General features: G+C 70.5%; 17 protein-coding genes. 6 read left to right on the plus strand and 11 right to left on the minus strand.

Annotation, left to right across the window (positions count from 1 at the left end; translation table 11 throughout):
* Positions 1-502 precede the first annotated feature (502 nt).
* The 3 genes from AB0I41_RS29730 to AB0I41_RS29740 form a co-directional block, all read right to left on the minus strand.
* Positions 503-1,048, minus strand: coding sequence for a 2'-5' RNA ligase family protein (locus tag AB0I41_RS29730; RefSeq protein ID WP_357113903.1), 546 nt, complete (start codon positions 1,046-1,048; stop codon positions 503-505).
* A gap of 256 nt (positions 1,049-1,304) precedes the next feature.
* Positions 1,305-1,604, minus strand: coding sequence for a DUF2695 domain-containing protein (locus AB0I41_RS29735; RefSeq protein ID WP_357113904.1), 300 nt, complete (start codon positions 1,602-1,604; stop codon positions 1,305-1,307).
* A gap of 503 nt (positions 1,605-2,107) precedes the next feature.
* Complete coding sequence (locus tag AB0I41_RS29740; protein ID WP_357113905.1) at positions 2,108-3,574, minus strand: S41 family peptidase; 1,467 nt, start codon at positions 3,572-3,574, stop codon at positions 2,108-2,110.
* 87 nt (positions 3,575-3,661) lie between these two features.
* On the opposite strand from AB0I41_RS29740, the gene AB0I41_RS29745 reads away from it, so the two are divergent.
* The gene (locus AB0I41_RS29745; RefSeq protein WP_357113906.1) at positions 3,662-4,315 is read left to right on the plus strand and encodes a response regulator transcription factor; all 654 of its coding nucleotides are present in this window, start codon (positions 3,662-3,664) and stop codon (positions 4,313-4,315) included.
* Positions 4,312-5,475, plus strand: coding sequence for a HAMP domain-containing sensor histidine kinase (locus AB0I41_RS29750; protein WP_357113907.1), 1,164 nt, complete (start codon positions 4,312-4,314; stop codon positions 5,473-5,475). The genes AB0I41_RS29745 and AB0I41_RS29750 overlap by 4 nt, the downstream gene beginning before the upstream one ends.
* A 123-nt stretch (positions 5,476-5,598) precedes the next feature.
* Here the strand turns inward: AB0I41_RS29750 and AB0I41_RS29755 are convergent, their stop codons facing one another.
* From AB0I41_RS29755 to AB0I41_RS29775, 5 genes are all read right to left on the minus strand, one after another.
* A complete protein-coding gene (locus AB0I41_RS29755; protein WP_357113908.1) occupies positions 5,599-6,417 on the minus strand; it encodes a transposase family protein in 819 nt (272 codons plus the stop codon).
* Positions 6,418-6,723: 306 nt separating this feature from the next.
* A complete protein-coding gene (locus tag AB0I41_RS29760) occupies positions 6,724-7,626 on the minus strand; it encodes an alpha/beta hydrolase (RefSeq protein ID WP_357113909.1) in 903 nt (300 codons plus the stop codon).
* Between the two features lie 229 nt (positions 7,627-7,855).
* Positions 7,856-8,260, minus strand: a complete 405-nt coding sequence (locus AB0I41_RS29765; protein ID WP_357113910.1) for a hypothetical protein — start codon at positions 8,258-8,260, stop codon at positions 7,856-7,858.
* Between the two features lie 154 nt (positions 8,261-8,414).
* Positions 8,415-8,963, minus strand: coding sequence for a GNAT family protein (locus tag AB0I41_RS29770; RefSeq protein WP_357113911.1), 549 nt, complete (start codon positions 8,961-8,963; stop codon positions 8,415-8,417).
* 561 nt (positions 8,964-9,524) lie between these two features.
* Positions 9,525-10,145 carry a pyridoxamine 5'-phosphate oxidase family protein gene (locus tag AB0I41_RS29775; RefSeq protein WP_357113912.1) on the minus strand — a complete coding sequence of 207 codons (621 nt, stop codon included), beginning with the start codon at positions 10,143-10,145 and terminating at the stop codon, positions 9,525-9,527.
* Between the two features lie 158 nt (positions 10,146-10,303).
* On the opposite strand from AB0I41_RS29775, the gene AB0I41_RS29780 reads away from it, so the two are divergent.
* Genes AB0I41_RS29780 through AB0I41_RS29790 form a run of 3 tightly spaced genes read left to right on the plus strand, consistent with a single transcriptional unit; the run spans position 10,304 to position 12,487 of the window.
* The gene (locus tag AB0I41_RS29780; protein WP_357113913.1) at positions 10,304-10,810 is read left to right on the plus strand and encodes a DUF2231 domain-containing protein; all 507 of its coding nucleotides are present in this window, start codon (positions 10,304-10,306) and stop codon (positions 10,808-10,810) included.
* A complete protein-coding gene (locus tag AB0I41_RS29785; protein ID WP_357113914.1) occupies positions 10,807-11,355 on the plus strand; it encodes an Hsp20/alpha crystallin family protein in 549 nt (182 codons plus the stop codon). The genes AB0I41_RS29780 and AB0I41_RS29785 overlap by 4 nt, the downstream gene beginning before the upstream one ends.
* 7 nt (positions 11,356-11,362) lie before the next feature.
* Positions 11,363-12,487 (plus strand): glycosyltransferase family 9 protein, encoded by a 1,125-nt coding sequence (locus tag AB0I41_RS29790; protein WP_357113915.1) that lies wholly within the window; start codon positions 11,363-11,365, stop codon positions 12,485-12,487.
* A gap of 18 nt (positions 12,488-12,505) precedes the next feature.
* On the opposite strand, the gene AB0I41_RS29795 is transcribed toward AB0I41_RS29790, so the two are convergent.
* On the minus strand, positions 12,506-13,384 hold the full coding sequence (locus AB0I41_RS29795) for a glycosyltransferase (protein WP_357113916.1): 879 nt from the start codon (positions 13,382-13,384) through the stop codon (positions 12,506-12,508).
* Positions 13,381-15,240 carry a D-glycero-beta-D-manno-heptose 1-phosphate adenylyltransferase gene (gene rfaE2 / locus AB0I41_RS29800; protein WP_357113917.1) on the minus strand — a complete coding sequence of 620 codons (1,860 nt, stop codon included), beginning with the start codon at positions 15,238-15,240 and terminating at the stop codon, positions 13,381-13,383. The genes AB0I41_RS29795 and rfaE2 overlap by 4 nt, the downstream gene beginning before the upstream one ends.
* A 211-nt stretch (positions 15,241-15,451) precedes the next feature.
* Between rfaE2 and AB0I41_RS29805 the strand changes: the two genes are divergently transcribed.
* The gene (locus tag AB0I41_RS29805; protein ID WP_357113918.1) at positions 15,452-17,128 is read left to right on the plus strand and encodes an MDR family MFS transporter; all 1,677 of its coding nucleotides are present in this window, start codon (positions 15,452-15,454) and stop codon (positions 17,126-17,128) included.
* Between the two features lie 82 nt (positions 17,129-17,210).
* Here AB0I41_RS29805 and AB0I41_RS29810 read toward each other — a convergent pair whose 3' ends face one another.
* Positions 17,211-18,119, minus strand: a complete 909-nt coding sequence (locus AB0I41_RS29810) for a LysR family transcriptional regulator (RefSeq protein ID WP_357113919.1) — start codon at positions 18,117-18,119, stop codon at positions 17,211-17,213.
* Between the last annotated feature and the right edge of the window lie 52 nt (positions 18,120-18,171).

Here is an 18,171-nt window from a genome sequence, read left to right on the forward strand (position 1 = left end):
TCGACCACGTCCTCGATGATCAGCGGGGACAGCCCCGAGAACACCGCCTGTACAAGCTCGTTAACGTCCTCCACATAGGAATCAACGACGCCTCGGCACCCTCCGTCACCACCGAATGTGAGACAGGGCCGTTAGTTGGACAGTCCCTCGTCCGCGCCGCCCAGGACCTCTAGAGCTAGCCAGGCTCAGACAGCGGACGGCATTGCGTTGCCGAATTGCGCTCTATCAGATCAAGGCGGCCCGCAAAGCGGGCCGCACCGGCCCGGCTCCGGCCTGCTGGCGACCTCCGGCCGGCATCGGCCGGGCCGGCCGGCCATGCGTTACGGACTGCAAGAGCTTGAAGACCTCGGGGCGCTGCCCCGAACCCGGCCCTCCTCAGAGATCAGCCGGGGCGGATCACCTCGCCGGGCACCACAAGGGCTACCAGCCTCCCCGGACGGGGCCAAGGTCGTTCGGCTGGTGAGGCGCTCCACCTTGTCCCCGTCCGGGGAGGCTGGACGGTCTACGACTGCCCGACGAGGAGATCCGCCCCCAGTGGGAACTCGCAGACGGTGCGCCAAGGGCTTAGGCCCGGCGTTCCGGCGATGAGGCGAACCATGCCGACGGCCGCGTTGATCGGCAGCTGCGCGCAGACGGTTTCCGCGGCGTGGCTCAGTGTGGGCTTGGGGGCGTCCTGGCCGATGGTCAGGTGCGGCACCACCTCGGTGTGTGCCCCGGCATATGGGGTGGTCTCGGGAAACCGCTGCCACACCGCCGCAGTGAGGTTCCGGAACGGACGGTCTGGCTGCGGTGCAAGCCATACGACCGTGTCGCCGAACCAGCCGATGTGAGTCAGCGCAACGTCGAACCGCGGTATGCCGGCAATGGTCTTGCGCAGCACGGTCAGGGCCTGGTCGTTGATCTGCTGCGGAGGCAGAAACGGGTAGAGGACGGTCACGTGCGCCGGCACGCCCCATGAGGCAGCCGGGTCGAGAGATTCCCGAAACCGGCCTACCGCCTCCTCGGCCTCGGGTATCGGCACGATGAGCGCCGTCTCTGTCGGTTCCATCCCGGCAGTTTCCCGATCAAGGCCGGTGCTGGCTACTGAGTTTCGCCACCGGTGCTGGGTAGGGGCAGGATGTGGACAGACCAGATTACCTGCCGACCCTATGGAGTTGACGGTCACGCGGGCCATCAATGGGCCAGTAGCCACGAGACTCAGCGGGCACGAGCGGGCACGAAACGCGACCGGGCCGGCTTCGGTGAGCAGGCATCTCGGGCATCACGACCGCTTGAGCACGCTCTTCCAAACTGGCGGTGCCACGTCAGCCGGAGACCGCGTGTGAGTCGCAGTTCATGACGACCTCGCAGTCACAGAAGCCGCCGAACTCATCGCGGCCCCGGCGAAGGGACTCCCAATCGATTCCCTGCTCGCGCGCCCACCACTCACTGAATCGCCGGGTGTGATCACAGCCCTCGGCTGCTACGTGACCATCCACGAAGTCCACCAGAGCGGTGAGCCGGTCGCGGTCGATCGGCATGAGTGACGTGCGGACCTCGCGTTCCGCGTTCTTGTACGCATCGCGCAGTTGCTTACGGCGCGCCTTTTCGGCAGGTGAAGCCATATGCCGATGCTCGCACGCGACCGGGAAGCCGGCTCCCGGCGCCGGCAAGCCGCGTACCCGCACCCGGGCGGGTGGGCAGCGAACGCCAGGCGCAGTCCGCATCCAGTCCGCAAGACGCTGACGAACACCCCACGATCGTGCGAGATGCCGCGAAGCGTTCGCGCTGGTCAGCCACCGTCGGCACAGGTCGGCTGACCTCGGCATTGTGATCTCGTAATGCGTAGGTCGACGGTTCGATTCCTTAGACAGTCCTTGTCCCGGGCGGCTACTGAGCCATTCCGAGCAACGTGTTGATCACTGAGTGTGGTCGTATGGCGCGTGCGTGGTCGAAGTGCAGTAGGACAAGGGCTGCGGCGACGGTGCTGCCGATCCGCCAGGGGTTCACGCTGACGTTAGGGAGGGCTTTGGCTCCGTCGGCACACTGCGCCGACGGAGCCCTCGGTCTTCGCGCATGCATGTACGCGGACCTCGCGCGCACGCGGACATAGCCGGCTTGCCGACGCCTATCGCAGCAGAGTCAGGGCCTTCGCCACACCCGGGTCCCGCCCGGCGGACAGGTCCGCGGCGGTCATCGGCGCCAGATAGTCAGGGGCGACGCCGATGGTGTTGATGATTTCTCGGTTCGCGCCGATCTCGTGGAGACTGGGCAGCGTTAGCTCGCTGTTGTCGTCGAGCAGGTACGGCAGGGTCGGGCCCGATACGAGGCCCGCGGTGCGGGTACCGACCAGGGTGCCGAGGTGGAGATCCTTGACCGTGCTGGCGAACGAGTCGCAGGCCGAGGCGCAGTTGCGGTCGGTCAGCGCGACCAGGGGGAGGTTCAGCAGCGGTACCGTGTCGTCGGGGTGGTTGGCGGTGCAATGGTCGCGCACATCGCACCAGTAACTTGTGGTCTTGCCGTGGACGAAGGCGCCCAGCAGCCTGACGAGCTCCGCCCCGGAACCGCCGCCGTTGCCCCGCAGATCGAAGATGATCCCGCGTAGGGTCGTGTTCCTGCGCAGGTCCGCGATCGCATCGAGCACCTGCTCGGCAACCCCGGGATAGAAACCGGGGATCGTGACGTAGGCGATGTCACCGGGCAGCAGCTTCGTCTCGACCTTCGGTTCTGCTTGCGGAAACATGACCGGGTTCACAATCGTGGTGAAGGTCTTGCCAGTGACCGGGCGTCGCAGCGTGAATTGCACCGGCTGCCCCGGCGACGCCGTCTTGACCCAATCAACGACACCGTCTGACACGATCCCGTTGAGAATCAGCGGTACCCCGTTGACCGCGACCACCTCGTCTCCTGGCTTGATCCCGGCGCTCTCCGCGCCGCTGTCCGGTGCGACCGCGGTGACGAAGATCGGCGCTGTGATGGCCGGATCGGTGCCATCGGGACGCAGGCCGGAGAACTTCAGGCCGAGCAGACTTCGCTGCTGCGGCAGGCGGCTCCAGTTGGCGTGGTTGTCGCCGAGAGCCGCCACCATGCCCTGCAACGTCGCCTCCGCGACAGCCTGCCGGAGTGCGGAGTCCTCCGGCAGTTTCGCGGCGATCTTCTCGTAAGCGCCGCTGAACGCGGCCCAGTCGGCGTCCTTTCTACCGGTCAAGGCTGGCATCGTGGCCTGCGACTGATCCAGCCCGCGGCGTTGCAACTCCTGGGTGAGTGCGGCGAAGGCCCGCACCAGCAGGATGCGGTCGTCCAGTACCGACCCGCTGTAGTAATTGTCGAAGATGCAGTAGTACGCCTGCTCGATGGTGGTGATAGTGGTCGGCTTCAACGGGGCCGGCTGCGCCGCGACGGGCCCGTCGGACGGAGAGGCCGCCCCGGACGGCGACGTGGCCGGCTGCCCGATCGGCGATGTGGGGGCGGCGCAGGCCGGTGGGCGGCTGGACGCATCAGCGGAACTGGCAGGGGAGATCATGGACATCGCGGCGTAGCCGACGAGCGCGGCCGACGCCACCATGCCGGCTGCGATCCGTAGCTCGTTCTTCATGCTGGCCACCATTGCGGTCATGCCGTTGCAGGGGCGTGAACGCAACCGTTCACGCCAACGTAGCGGGACCTCTGGTATAGAGGCGGTATGCGAATCCTGGTAGCCGAGGACGAGCGGATGCTCGCCGATCTGGTGGCTGAGGGGCTGCGCAAGCAGGCCATGGCGGTGGATGTGGCCTACGACGGTACCGCGGCATCGCAGCGACTCGCCGTCCACGACTACGACGTCCTCGTCCTCGATCGCGACCTACCGGCCGTGCACGGTGACGTGATCTGCCGCGACCTTGCGCAGAGCGGCGCCCGTACCCGCATCCTGATGCTGACCGCCGCCACCTCGGTGCCCGAGCGGGTCGCCGGGCTCGGCCTCGGCGCCGACGACTACCTGCCCAAACCGTTCGACTACAGCGAACTCGTGGCGCGGGTGCAGGCGCTGGGACGGCGCAGCCAGGCGCCCGTTCCGCCGGTCCTGCAGCGGGCCGGGATCGTGCTCGACACGCCCCGCCGGCAGGCCACCCGCGACGGCCGCCACGTGCCGTTGTCGGTCAAGGAGTACGCCGTGCTCGAGGTGCTCATGCGGGCGAACGGTGCCCTGGTCAGTGCCGAGACACTGCTCGAGCTGGCCTGGGATGAGAATGTCGACCCGTTCACCACGGTGGTCCGGGTCATCATCAGCAGGCTGCGATCCAAGCTCGGGGACCCGCCATGCATTCACACCGTCCCGGGCGTCGGGTACCACCTGTGAAACGCCGCACCGTGCGGGTGCGGCTCACCGCCGTCTACAGTGGCCTGTTCCTGCTCACCTCGGCGGCCGTGCTCGTCACCACCAACCTGCTGCTGAAATACAACCTGGGCAGACGGATCACCGACGTCCGGTTCGACCTGCTCGCCGGCTCGGCGGACCCAGCGCCGGACAGTCCACTCAACCCATCGCTCAGCCCACAATCGGGCGGGCCGCCACCGTTGGCCCAGTCGCCACCCGACAGCACTCACCTCAGACATCTGCCCGATGCCGTGCTCAGCTACCAGTGGAGCATCGCGGGCATCACCGTCGCCGTACTGACGATCGTGTCGATCGTCATCGGATGGTGGCTGGCCGGCCGCCTGCTGCGCCCCGTGCACCAGATCACCGCAACCGCCAGACGGCTTTCGCTGTCCAACCTGAACGAACGCATCGTGCTCGCCGGACCGCGCGACGAACTCACCGAACTGGCCGACACCTTCGACAGCATGCTGGAACGCATTCAACGATCCGTGAACAGCCAGCGCCGATTCATCGCCAACGCCTCGCACGAACTGCGAACCCCGCTGGCCATTCAACGGGCCGCGATCGAGATCGGCCTGGACAATCCCTCCCCGGAAAGGCTTGCCCGGGTGCGCGACGAACTACTTGAGGTCAACCGGCGCAACGAGCGGTTGATCGACAGCCTGCTCATCCTCGCCCAAGGAGAGAACGGGTTGGAGACCACGGAGCCGGTGGACCTCGATGTCCTGGTACGCCAGGCGATCAGCGAAACGCCGGCCAACGGCATCCTGATCAGACAGGACACCGAACCGGCCACGGTCACCGGCGACCCGGTCCTGTTGCACAGGCTGGTAGCCAACCTGGTGCACAATGCGATCCGGTACAACCGCCCCGGCGGCGTGGTGGACATACGCGTCACACCCACCGCTAGCCTGACCGTCCGCAATACCGGACCCGAGATACCCGAAAGCCGCATTGGCGAGCTCTTCGAACCATTCCGCAGGTTGCACACGGCGCGAACGGGGTCAGCCGACAGCGCCGGTCTGGGCCTGTCGATCGTCGCGGCAATCGCGCGCGCCCATGCCGCCGAGATCACCACACGCCCCAATCCCGGCGGCGGCCTGCAGCTGACGGTGCAATTCCCCGCGTCAGCGGGCTGAACCCAAACCGGCGTGCTGTGGAGCCGGTTGCGGATTCGGGCATTGCGAACTCGCCGAGCCCGGCTCCAGGGCCTCTTCACCCCTGTCGAGGACGGCGCGCAGGCGGTTGACTACTGAACGCTGTCATGTGGTGCGGGCGTGGTCGAAGTGGAGGATCACAAGCGCCGCGGCGACGATCTTTCCGATCTGCCACGGGTCCAGGCTGATGTTGCGTAGCGCCTTGAACGTCATCTTCAGTACCGAGTTGCCGCGTTCGCCGATCGCCCGGACGCTGTTGTGGGCCTTGTTCAGTTGCTGCTGTACCAGGGTGAGCCGGCTGCCCTTGGGCCTCTTGAATGCCACGGTGATGGTGTCGGACTCGCCTTCGTAGCCCAGGTCGCCCAGAGTGCGCAGGTCATCGGCTGCGTCGGCGAGGGTGGGCAGGATCTCGGTATGGGTACGCAGCGCGGTGGTGTCGTGCTCACGTCCAGGCCGCACGTCGGAGGTCCAGATCGGCCAGCCGTCCGGAACGGTGATGACCGGGATGTTGCCGCCGTGGTTGTCGTGCTTGCCCGACCACCACAAGTCCACCCCGGGGGTGGGGCCGGGGGTACGGCAGCGGTCGGTCTCGATCAGCATCCCGTCGATGTTGATGTGGCTGTAGCCAGCGGCCTTGGCCGCCAGCAGCGCACCGTGCAGGCTCGGTGATCGGGCGGCCAGCACGTCGATGCCTTCGTGCAGGTAGTCGTAGCCAGTGGACTTGCTGATGGCGTTGTCCCGGGCAAGCTGGCTCATCCGGGTGCCGTCCAGAAACCAGCGCAGGACGAGCACCGCTTGGCCATGGCAGGACAACGCGCGGGTGTCGGCGCGAGTGCCCCGCCGCGCACGTTCGTCGGCCAGCAGTCCGGCCAGGAGGTCCACCGTCTGGTCGCGTACCGGCAGCACGGAGGTGTATGTCGACACTCATCGTCGACGCAGAGCCCCATGTGAAGTTGATCTGTGAGAGGACCACCTTCATACCGGGGTTTTGCGTCTTCTCGTTGCACCACAACGGATCCGGCGTGTCATCGCACCCGACCAACCGTGACTACGCAACGCTACCGATCGTTACGCGGAAAGGCTCACTGCCTCGTCCAGGGCGCTCCACCTTGTCCCCGTCAGGGGGAGGTTGGACGGTCTACGACTGCCCGACGAGGAAATTCGCCGCGACCCAATGCGTGGCTAGAGCAGCTACCTCCAACCACCGGTAGCGTTTCCGTAGGGGCCCGTTCACGTCGTGGCGTGGGCGCCCAGGTGGGAGTTGAGCCAGCTGAGCAGCTTGGAGCTGTATTGCGGGCTGATACTGGCTGGGTCTTCACCCTCGTGGAGGGTGGGCAGATGGTCGCATCCGTCGAGCCGGCAGATGCTCACGGGCGTCCCGGTGGCGGCCGTTGCGCGTCGCCAAGCGGCGATGCTGGCGTCGACAGACACCCACGCGTCGGTCGCGCCGTAGAACAGCAGTACGGGGCAGGAAAGCTGCGCAAACATCAACTCCGGGTCAAAATCCAGGTCGACCCAGGTGCCGGGATGGGGAGGAAGCTGGCGAGGCACCCAAGCCAGCGGGAACCAGGCCCGCTCGGCGGCGTCGTCTACGACCTGCTGGGCGGCCTTCCGATCGACGCGCCCGCGCTGATGGTCCTCGATGGTCGCACGAACTTGGAGAAGCTCGGCGATGTCCGTATCTGCGAAGCCTTGACGGCGAAGCTGCTCGGCGGTCCCGTAGCGCATCTGCGCTGCTGGGCTGACTCCGCTGGACGATACGAGGATCAGGAAGGCGACCAGGTCGGGATTGCGGGCAGCGGTCAGCGGGGCTGCCCAGGCCCCTTGGCTCCATCCCCACAGCCCGATCGGGGCATCGCCGACGTACCGACGCAAGCATTTGACAGCTGCGGCTGCGTCCTCGGCTTGCCGGATCAGGGGGACATCCCGGCCGTCGATGCGCGGCCGGCGGTCGAAGCGCAGCACCGCGATGCCGGAGCTGGGCAGGAGTTGGGCGAGGTGGGCGTAGCAGAAGTACGAGCGGTTCCCGGCCTGGGCGCCATGTAGGGCGACTACCGCACCGCGAATCGGCCCTTCTGGTAGGTCTAGCGTTGCCGGAAGCTGTGCGCCGTCGACGTCGATGTCTAGCTCCACGTCCGCCAGTCAAGCACATCGGAGCGAGCCGCAAAGGCACCTGGCATGCCACCCGTCCTGGGTCAGCCGTGGGCCAGTAATCGCGGCGGACAGGGTCACGAGCGGGCACGAGACGCCACCGCGTAGGCCGTCGGCCACAGGCGTTCCGGGCATCACGACCAGTTGGTGACGCCCTTCGGAACTGAGGCTCCGGCGCTTGGCGCCCCAGGAGAGTCTGGCTGGTACATGGCTACTCTCTGGCCGCTACAGCGGCAAGCGCGTATGCAACGACGACCAGAGTGCCGATCAAGAGCCATGGTGGCGCAAAGGTGCGGATGTCGAGTGCTCCCCATCCACAGATGAGCACGCCACTGATCATCAAGCCCAGAAGCGAGACTGCCCATGGGCGTCGCAGGCCGGCGGTCCATGAGACGAGTAGGCCGAGGACCACGCTGCCCGGGATTCCGACCCCAAGCGTGATCAGGACAGTGGATCCGAGGGTTTCCGGACCGTCGATCTCCGGATGGCGGTCGATGACCGAGGCCGCATACTGCGCCGCGAGGTAGAGGGCAGCGTAGGCTGCAAGACCGGCGAGGGCTCCCCGTACCCCATCCAGGACCGACATGGGCAGTGCACGGCCGGGCGAGGCGGTCATGCCGCAAGCATTGTCTACTGGACTGCGATGCACCAACCGCCGCGCGGCCGAAACGCCAGCCGAGCAGGAGTGATCACGTACCCGGCCACCAGTTGACGCGTGCAAAGCATCCGCCGGAGCAGTAGTTGGGAACCGACTCGTCATGCCGCCCTGGCTAACCGTGCCACTGCTCGGCGAGCAGTCCGTAGATCAAATTGTCCGTCCACTCGCCTTTCGTCCAGTGGTCCTGGCGCAGGTGTGCTTCCTTGACCATGTCCACCCGTTCGCACAGGCGCGCCGATGCCTCGTTCCGGGCATCGACGTGAGCGATAACACGGTGCATGCCGCAGTGCTCGAAGGCCGCGCCGATGAGCGCGCGAACTGCCTCGGTGGCAAACCCCTGGCCCGCCACCGACGGGTGGAAAGCCCAGCCCATCTCTCCGCGAGACAGCGTCTCGTCGGCCGGCCACAGAATGACATCGCCGACGACCTCGCCCTCGTGCTCCGCCACCAGCGCCAGACGGGACTCGGCCCCGGTGATGCCCGAGCTGTGGATGCGCCTGGCGACCACCTTGGCCGCAAACTCGCGCGACCACGGCTCCCAGGGGATGTAGCGAGCAACAAGCGGGTCGCTGTAGTACGCGAGCAGCGCATCCACGTCCTCGATCCGGTACTGGCGAAGTAGTAGTCGCTCGGTACGGATCGGCAGTGTCAGCTCAGCCATGTCCCCAGTATCAACTTCCCTGACTCATGGCGCCCTCGGCGGTACGCGTCGTCAGCACGGCGTGATGGTCGCCGGGATCCCCGCCCGGGGAGCCTGGACGGTCCACGACTGCCCGACGAGGACGTCCTCAGGTCTTGTCCGGGCGCTGCTGTGCGGGCCGCTCGCCAGACCGGATCAACAACAGGCCAGCGCTGAGGACGAGCCCCGGTCCCCACGTCCGGTTCCGGGGTGACCCACACGTAGACGCGGCACGATGCGGACCTCGTCCCGTGTCAACTCCGGACGCCCGGCCAGTGCGATCGCCGCCGAGTACGGTCGCCCACCCTGTCGCGGCAGCGCTCCCGTCAACGCCGCACCGCCGTCTGCCCGCACCCATCGGACTCCCGGCACGCCGACGGTGCCCCTCGCCAGCCCCTGGCCTCGGCGCTGGAAGGTCGCTGCCGGAACGACCTGACGGAGGCACTCACCGGCCGGCAGAGCTGATCCGTTTACGACATCAGGTCCAAAGGACCGCATGAGACACCGTCCGGCCGGGCGGCGGCGCGGCGGCGACGGTCGCCCCTATCCCCGGTACAACGAGTCGAGGTACTCCGGGCCGTAGCGGCGCTCGAGGTCGGCCAGGCTTTCCGACACCGCCTCCACCTCCTTGATCAGCCGGGCCCGCGCCGGCAGCGCGTCCGGCTGCCAGGTCTCCGGCTGCCACAGCTCAGAGCGGAGGAACGCCTTCGAACAGTGGTAGAAGATCTGTTCGACCGCCACCTCCACCGCCAGGACCGGCCGGTGCCCCTTGACCACCATGTCGTCGAAGTACGGCGCGTCCCGCAGCAGCCGCGCCCGGCCGTTGATCCGCAACGTGTCGGTCCGCCCCGGGATCAGGAAGATCAGCCCGACGTGCGGGTTGTCCAGGATGTTGCGGTAGCCGTCGGCGCGTCGGTTGCCCGGCCGTTCCGGGATCGCCAGGGTCGTCTCGTCCAGCACCATCGCGAAGCCGGCCGGGTCGCCCTTGGGGGAGACGTCGCAGCTGCCGTCCGCCCCCGCCGTGGCGATCAGGCAGAACGGTGACGCGGCCAGCCACTGCCGGTCCCGCTCGTGCAGCACGACGCGTTCCTTGGCGACCGCCCGGGGCATCGGCGCCCCCAGCAGGTCGCGCAGTTCCTCGTGCGAGGTGATCTCCACCGTCACGTCCGCCTCCCCCGTCCGTTGACCTTCTTGGTGACCGGGCGAGACACCGGCCGCCGTCCGTCAGCCTAGGCGGGCGTGGCGAGCGCGAGGTTTGCCCACCGGAGCGGCGGGTACGGGCTCACACAGCGCCCAGCGATGCGAGCAGTGGAGGCCCACCAATGGAGAGCCGTCTGAAGGTGCTCGGTCACCCTGTGCATCCGATGCTGGTGATGTTCCCGGTGGCGCTGCTGGTCGTCGGCACGCTCTTCGACATCATCGACGCGGTCGGTGGCCCCGACTTCCTCGGCGAGGTGGCGTACTGGAACATCTCGGTCGGCCTGATCGGCGGCATATTGGCCGCGGCGGCCGGGTCGGTCGACCTGCTCGCCATCCCGGCCGGCACCCGCGCGAAGCGGGTGGCGCTCACCCACGCCGCCGCGAACGTGGCGGTCATCCTGCTCTTCGCCGCCGTCTGGGTGGTCCGGCTCAACGCGGAATACCGGGCGGCCGGTGGCGCGCTCATCGCCATCGAGGTGGTCGGCGTCGCCATCCTCGGCGTCGGCGCCTGGCTCGGCGGCGAACTGGTCGACCGGCTCGGCGTCGGCGTGGACCGGGAGGCCGGCCTGGACGCCTCCAGCTCACTGCGAGGCCCGGCGGCGACCCATCGGATCGGAGACATGCGATGACGGAACAGGCCGGCGGGTTCGGCCGGGGCTGGCGGGGCCGGCAGCAGGGCTGGGACCCGCTGGGAGAGCTCCAGTCGCTGCGTTCGGAGCTGAGCCGGCTGGTCGGCGGCCGGGGCGGTTCGCCGGACGTCGAGCTGACCGAGACCGCCGAAGGCTGGGAGGTGATCGTCCGGCTGCCCGGCGTGGCGCCGGAGGAGGTAGCCGTCGAGCTGGACGACCGGGAGCTCTGCGTCCGGGCCCGTTCCGAGGCCGAGGTGAACGCCGACCAGGGAATCCCCGGTGGTTTCGAGACCCGCGGCTTCGAGTACCGGGTCGACCTGCCGTCCCGGGTGGACCGGGACGCCATCGACGCGGTGATGGACCACGGCCTGCTGCGGGTCCGCGTGCCCCGGGCGAAGCGTCCCGCGCCGCGCACCATCACCGTCGGCCGCGCCGGCTACCGCGGCGGTCCGGCCGCCGGCGGTACGGGCAGCCTGGCCGATCCGGCGGCGGACCGGGAACTGCACCACCCGGACACCACCGTCGACGAGATCGACCGGCCGTAGCGCTCCGGTGGCCCCCGCGTCCCTGCTCGGCCCGGTCGGCGAGCGCGTACCCGACGTGCGGCGCATCGCCGTGCTGCGCGCCAACGCGCTCGGCGACTTCATCTTCGCGCTGCCCGCGTTGGAGTCGCTGCGGGCCGCGTACCCGGAGGCGGAGATCGTGCTGCTCGGCGCGCCGTGGCACGCGGAGCTCTGGCGCGACCGGCCCGGCCCGGTGGACCGGGTGCTGGTGGTGCCGCCGGCCCCCGGCATCCGCGACCCCGGCCCCGACGAGACGCCCGCGTCCATGGACGACTTCCTGGAGCGGACCGCCAAGGAGGGCATCGACCTGGCGGTGCAGGTGCACGGCGGCGGGGCGAACTCGAACCCGCTGATGAGCCGGCTCGGCGCCCGGGTCACCGCCGGGCTGCGCGCCGAGGACGCGCCGCCGCTGGACCGCTGGATCCGGTACGTCTACTACCAGCACGAGGTGATCCGCTACCTGGAGGTTGTCGCCCTGGTCGGCGCCCCGGCGACCACCATCACCCCGGCGCTGGCGGTCACCGACGCCGACCGGGCCGAGGCGCTGGCGGTGCTCGGCGAACCGGACCGGCCGCGGGTGGCACTGCACCCGGGGGCCACGGACAGCCGCCGCCGCTGGCCCGCCGGACGCTTCGGCGAGGTCGCCCGGTCGCTGCACGGCGACGGGTACGAGGTGCTGGTCACCGGCACCCCGTCCGAGCGGGAACTGGTCGACGCGGTGGTCGTGGCGGCCGGTGTGCCGGTGCGCCCGCAGGTCGGCACGCTCAGCCTCGGCGGGTTGGCCGCCGCGTACGAGGGCTGCCAGTTGGTCGTCTCCAACGACACCGGCCCGCTGCACCTGGCCGGCGCGGTCGGCACCTCGACGGTCGGCGTCTACTGGCTGGGCAACCTGATCAACGGGGCGACGCCGTTGCGCGCCCGGCACCGGCCCATCGCCTCCTGGACGACGCACTGCCCGGTCTGCGGCGTCGACTGCACCCCGGGGATCTACCCGCACCGGCCCGGCGACGGCAGCTGCCCGCACCGGGACTCGTTCGTCGCCGACGTGCCGGTGGTGGAGGTGCTGGAGGCCGCCGCCGAACTGCTCCGCCCGGAACCGGGCGCCCCGCGCTGAGCCGCGGGACGGCCGCGCTCAGGCCGGCTGCGGGGTGTCGGACTCGGCGAGCACGACCTCCCAGGCCTCCACCTCCCGCTCGGTGACCGTGGTCGGCGACTCCAGGTGGTACGCCCCGCTGGGCAGCACGCCGGCGCCGCCGTGGCGCGCCATCACGGCGAGCTGCGCGGCGACGTCCTCGCCCTGGTGCCGCTCGGGCATCCGCCGCCAGAAGTCGAAGCCCCCGGAGTCGACCAGCGCCGCCCGGTCGTAGAGCACGCAACCGCCGATCCAGGAGACCTTGTACGCCCGCCAGGCGCCCGGCGGCAGGTTCAGCTTCCGCGTCACGTGAAGCAGGTTCGCCGCCGGGTGGATCGACGCCCGCTGCCATTCGGGGGTGTCCGGGCGGATCCGTTCGGGGACGACCGGGCCGTCCCACTCCTCGTAGTGGCCGTGGGTCTCCGGGCGCTGGTCGTCGGCGTACGACAGGCCGTGCACGGCGTTGCCGACGAAACCGCAGCCCAGTTCGCCGATCGCGGTGACCAGCCGGTGCAGGGTGCCCGGCTCCAGCCAGACGTCGTCGTCGAGGCAGAGCACGTACCGCGCCGCCGACCGTCCCAGCAGGTACGCGCGATGCTCGGCGAGCCCGCGCCGGGGCAGCCGGCGGGTCAGCAGCACCGGGTGCCCCCGGTGGCGCAGCGCCCGGGCCATGGTGGCCGCCGCCGGGTGCGCGTACGCCGGCTCGCCGTCGGACTGGTCACTGACCACCACCCCGAACCCGGGTACGCCCTGCTGGGCGGCCAGCCCGGAGAGGGTGACCGCCAGTTCGGCGGGACGGTTGCGGGTCGGGATCAACACGTCGAGCTGCCGGGGCCGGCGGAACTCCTCGGCGCTGCCGAGGTCGAGCGGTCGGTTCACGCGGGCCTGCCCATGCGTTGCGGGGTCACGGTGTTCCCGGGCTGTGGTGCCCGGGTCGACTGCGGCGGCTGCGGCGACGGGGCCGCCTGGGCGCGGATCCGGTCGATGATCGCCGAGGTGGAGCGGTCCGGCACGTACCCGAGGGTGCGGACCTGACCGCCGAGCCGGCGGACCAGGGGCGCCTCCGGCACCATCTCCGGCGGGTAGTCGCCGCCCTTGACGTACACGTCGGGCCGGACGGTCTCGATCAGCGCGGCCGGCGAGTCTTCCTCGAAGACCACCACGTGGTCCACGCAGGAGAGCGCGGCGAGCAGGGTGATCCGGTCCTCGACCGGGTTGACCGGCCGGTCCGGGCCCTTGAGCCGGCGGACGCTGCCGTCGGAGTTGACCGCCACCACCAGCAGGTCGCCCAGCGCCCGGGCCTGCTCCAGGTAGCGCACGTGTCCCGGGTGCAGCACGTCGAAGCAGCCGTTGGTGAAGACGATCGAGCGGCCGGCGCGCCGGTGGTCGGTGACGATCGCGTCCAGCTCGGCCGGGCCGACCAGCGTCGGGTGGGGCGTACCGTCCGGGGTGGTGCCGAGCGCGGCGAGCAGGTCCTCCCGGCGGCAGACGCAGGTGCCGGTGTCGCCCACGGTGATGGTCGCGGCGAGCTGGGCCAGCTGGGCGGCGGTCGGCAGCGGCGCGTCGGCCGCCAGGGCCAGCGTCATCGCCGCCAGGTACGCGTCGCCGGCGCCGACCGCGTGGCTGGCCGGTACGGGAGTGCTGTGGCTGCGCCGGGGTTCGCCGTCGGCCCCGCCGACCACCGCCCCCTCGGTGTCCAGGGTCACCGCCACCACGTCCGCGCCGGTGTGCGCGCGCAGTTCATCCAGCCGCGACTCGGCCAGCACGGCCCGGTCGACGCCCTCGCCGGCGGCGGTGTTCACCGCGACCCCGCTCCCGGTGACGCTCAACCCGTCGCCGGTCATCGCCACCCGGTCCTCGCCGGGCGTGGGCTCCCCGGTCGGGCCGGTGCCGATGGTGCCGGTGCTCCGCTCGCCGGCGCCGCCCGGGGCCGCGCCGACGCTCAGCTCGGACGGGCCGTCGGCCGGATCGACCGGCGGATGGTCGAGGTGCAGGTCCGGGCCGGTGGCGCCAGCCCCGGCGGGGCGGGGTGCGGCGCCGAAGCCGGCGGCTGCGCGGGCCAGCAGTCGGGCCGCCTCGGCGAAGCTCGGGGTCACCACGGTCGGGGCGAGGCCCCGCCAGTCGGCCAGGTCGTGTGCGTCCAGGGCGACGGTGGTGTAGCGCTCCCGGTTGGCGACCAGCCAGGCGCGGACCGGCGCGGGCAGCGCGCCCAGGCCGTAGTCGCAGACGACCAGGGTGGGCGCCGCGCCGCCGGCAACGGCCTTCAGCTCCTCGGTCGCGCAGTCCAGCGCGGTGAGCAGCCCGCGTACCCCGTCGGTGTCGAGCGGGTCCTCCGGGTCGCCGGAGTCCTCCCGGAGCAGGATCTGGTTGCCGGCGAGCATCCGCCGCTTCACCGGCGTCGGCCGGTGGGGCTGGCCGACCGTACGGTCCCACACCCCGGCCCGGTCCAGGCAGTCGTGCAGTTCGTCGCCGGCCACGTCGGCGCCGACCGGGGCGACCAGCAGCGCCCGGCCGCCGAGGGTGGCGACGTTGACCGCCGTGTTGGCGGCGCCGCCGGCCGCGGAGATGCGCCGGCGCAGGGTGAGGACGGGGGCGGGTGCCTCGCGGCAGAGCCGGTCGGACTCGGCGAAGCGCCACTCGTCGAGCATGGCGTCGCCGACGACCAGGACGGGGCGCCCGAGCCAGCTCTCCACGACGGTGGCGAGCCGGCGCTGTTCCGCTGCTGCTCCTGCCATGCCCTCCCGACTCCCCCGAGCGCCCCGGGCCAAACATCTCCGGCGGCGGGGCCGCCACGTTCCGGCCAACCGGCCGGGGAACCGACAACGGGTACCCGGAGAGGAGAAACGCGACAGGGCGTTGTAGCGGAGCAAGGCGGGCGGGGCGGCCGCCAGGGCGGGTTTTTCCGCTCGCGGCGCATGTTCCGCACCGTCCGGGATAGAAGGCGGGATGACCACGGAAGCCCAGGGCCGCCCACTGCTCAACGCCCGTCAGATCCGCCTGCTCATGTTCGGCCTGATGACCGGGATGCTGCTGGCCGCGCTCGACCAGACCATCGTCGGTACGGCGCTGCCCACCATCGTCGGCGAGTTGGGCGGCATCAACCACTACTCGTGGGTGGTGACGGCGTACCTGCTCGCCTCCACCGCCTCCACCCCGCTGTACGGCAAGATGGCCGACCTGTACGGCCGCCGCCCGGTCTTCCTCTTCTCGATCGGCACGTTCCTGCTCGGCTCACTGCTGGCCGGTTTGTCGCAGAACATGACCCAGCTGATCGTCACCCGGGGCATTCAGGGACTCGGCGCGGGTGGCCTGATGACGCTGGCGTTCACCATCATCTCCGACGTGGTCTCGCCTCGGGAGCGTGGCCGCTACCAGGGGCTCTTCGGCGCGGTCTTCGGAATCTCGTCGGTGGCCGGGCCGCTGGTCGGCGGCTACTTCGCCGAGACGAACTGGCGGTGGATCTTCTACATCAACGTGCCGCTGGCGATCCTGGCGATCGTCGTCTGCTACCACGTCATGCGGCTGATCCCGTTCACCCGACGCCAGCACGCCATCGACTGGGTCGGGGCCGCACTGCTGGTCGCCGGGGTGAGCGCCCTGCTGCTCGCGCTGAGCTGGGGCGGCAGCCAGTACGCCTGGGGCTCCGGGGTGATCATCGGGCTCTTCGCCGCCGGGGCGGTGCTCGGGGTGCTCTTCGTGGTCCAGGAGGCGCGGGTCGCCGAGCCGATCCTGCCGCTGCGGCTGTTCCGCAGCGCCACCTTCGCGCTGGCCAACTCGGCCGGCTTCGTGCTCGGTCTGGTGATGTTCGGGTCGATCATCTTCATCCCGCTCTACCTCCAGATCGTCAAGGGCGCCTCGCCGACCCGCAGCGGTCTGTTGATGCTGCCGATGATGGCCGGCATCATCGTCACCTCGGTCCTCACCGGGCGGGCGATGAGCCGGATCGGCCGGTACAAGTGGTTCCCGGTGGCCGGCTCGGCGGTGCTGGTGGCCGGCATGCTGCTCTTCACCCAGCTGGCGGTGGACACCTCGCTCTGGGCGGCGTTCGGCTACATGGTGGTGATCGGCGTCGGGCTGGGCCTGTGCATGCAGTCGCTGATCCTGGCCGTGCAGAACGCCGTCGACGTGCGCGACCTGGGCGCCGGCACCTCCTCGGCGACGTTCTTCCGGTCGCTGGGCGGCTCGTTCGGGGTGGCGATCCTCGGCACGGTGCTCTCCTCCCGGCTCACCGTGCAGCTCGCCGACCGGCTGCCCGGGGCGATCGCCCAGTTGCCACCCGAGCAGCGGGCGGCGGTGGCGGCCAAGGGGGGCGCGAAGATCTCGATCAACGACCCGGCGACGATCCTGGCCCTGCCGGGGCCGGTGCGGGCCGCGATCCAGGCCGCCTTCGTCGAGTCGCTGCACATGGTCTTCCTGACCACCGGCCTGATCGCCATCCTGGCGGTGCTGGTCACCCTGGCCCTGCCGGACCACCAGCTGCGCGGGGCCGGCCCGCAGGGCGCGACCGGCGGCGCGGACCCGCTCGGCGGGAAGGCCGCCGCCCCGGGTGGCAAGCCGCTGCCGAAGGAGTCGAAGGAGGAGGCCGCCGCCGACATGGAGTCGAAGTCCCAGACCATGCTCTGACCGCCGGCTGATCGACTCCGGTGCGGCGACCTGGCGGCGTCCGGCGGTATCGGACCCCGCTGTGTCGGCGACGTGGAGCCGATCAGCGCGGGGGCCCGGCACCGCGCGCCGTGAGGAGGGCGAGGATCAGGGCCAGCGGGGGCCAGGCGGCGCGGCCCCGGCGGGTGACCGCGTACGACCGCAGCCGGGCCTGCGGGTCGGTGAGCGGGAGCAGCCGTACGCCGGGGACAGTCGGCTGGTCGGCCGGGAGCAGCCCGACGCCGAGGCCGGCGACGATCAGGTCCTGGACGAGGTCCAGGCTGTCCGCCCGGTGCGCGATCCGGGGCTCGAAGTCGGCCATCGCCCCGATCGCCCGGACGACCACCTCGTCGGCGGTGTTGCGGGAGTTCACGATCCAGTCGTGCTCACGGAAGCGGGCGAAGACCTCCGGGGCGGTGGCCGGAGCGGGCCGGCCCGCGGCGGCGTCGGTCGGCACGCCGAGGCTCCACGGCGCCGACCAGAGCGGGATGGCCTCGACCGTGTGGTCGAAGGGCGCCGGCGCGAGGTTGTAGTCGTAGGTCAGGGCGAGGTCGACGTCGTCGGTCGCGAGCAGCGCGAAGGCCTCGGCCGGCTCGTGTTCGTGGATGCGCAGCCGGACGGCCGGGTGACGCGCCGCCAGGTCGGCGGTGACCGGCAGCAACGACCGGCGGACGGCGGTCGCGAAGCCGGCAACCCGGACGGTGCCGGCCGGCTCGGCGTGCGGGTCGAGGTCCAGCCGGGCCGCCTCGACGGCGGCGAGGATGGTCTCCGCGTGCTCGGCCAGCCGCCGGCCGGCGGGGGTGAGCCGCACCCGGCGGCCCTGCGGTTCGACCAGCGTCGCGCCGACCTCGCGGGAGAGCGTGGCGAGCTGCTGCGACACCGTCGACGTGGTGACGCCCAGCTCGTCGGCGACTTCGCGCATCGAGCCGAGCCGGGCCAGCTCGCGCAGTAGTCGCAGGCGGCGGAGGTCCATACCCGAGATTGTTCAGGATTGCCGAACGGTTCGTCCAGCATTAACACGTGGA

Origin of the sequence: Micromonospora sp. NPDC050200, assembly GCF_040656135.1 — a bacterium.
In the GTDB taxonomy this organism is placed as follows: Bacteria; Actinomycetota; Actinomycetes; order Mycobacteriales; family Micromonosporaceae; genus Micromonospora.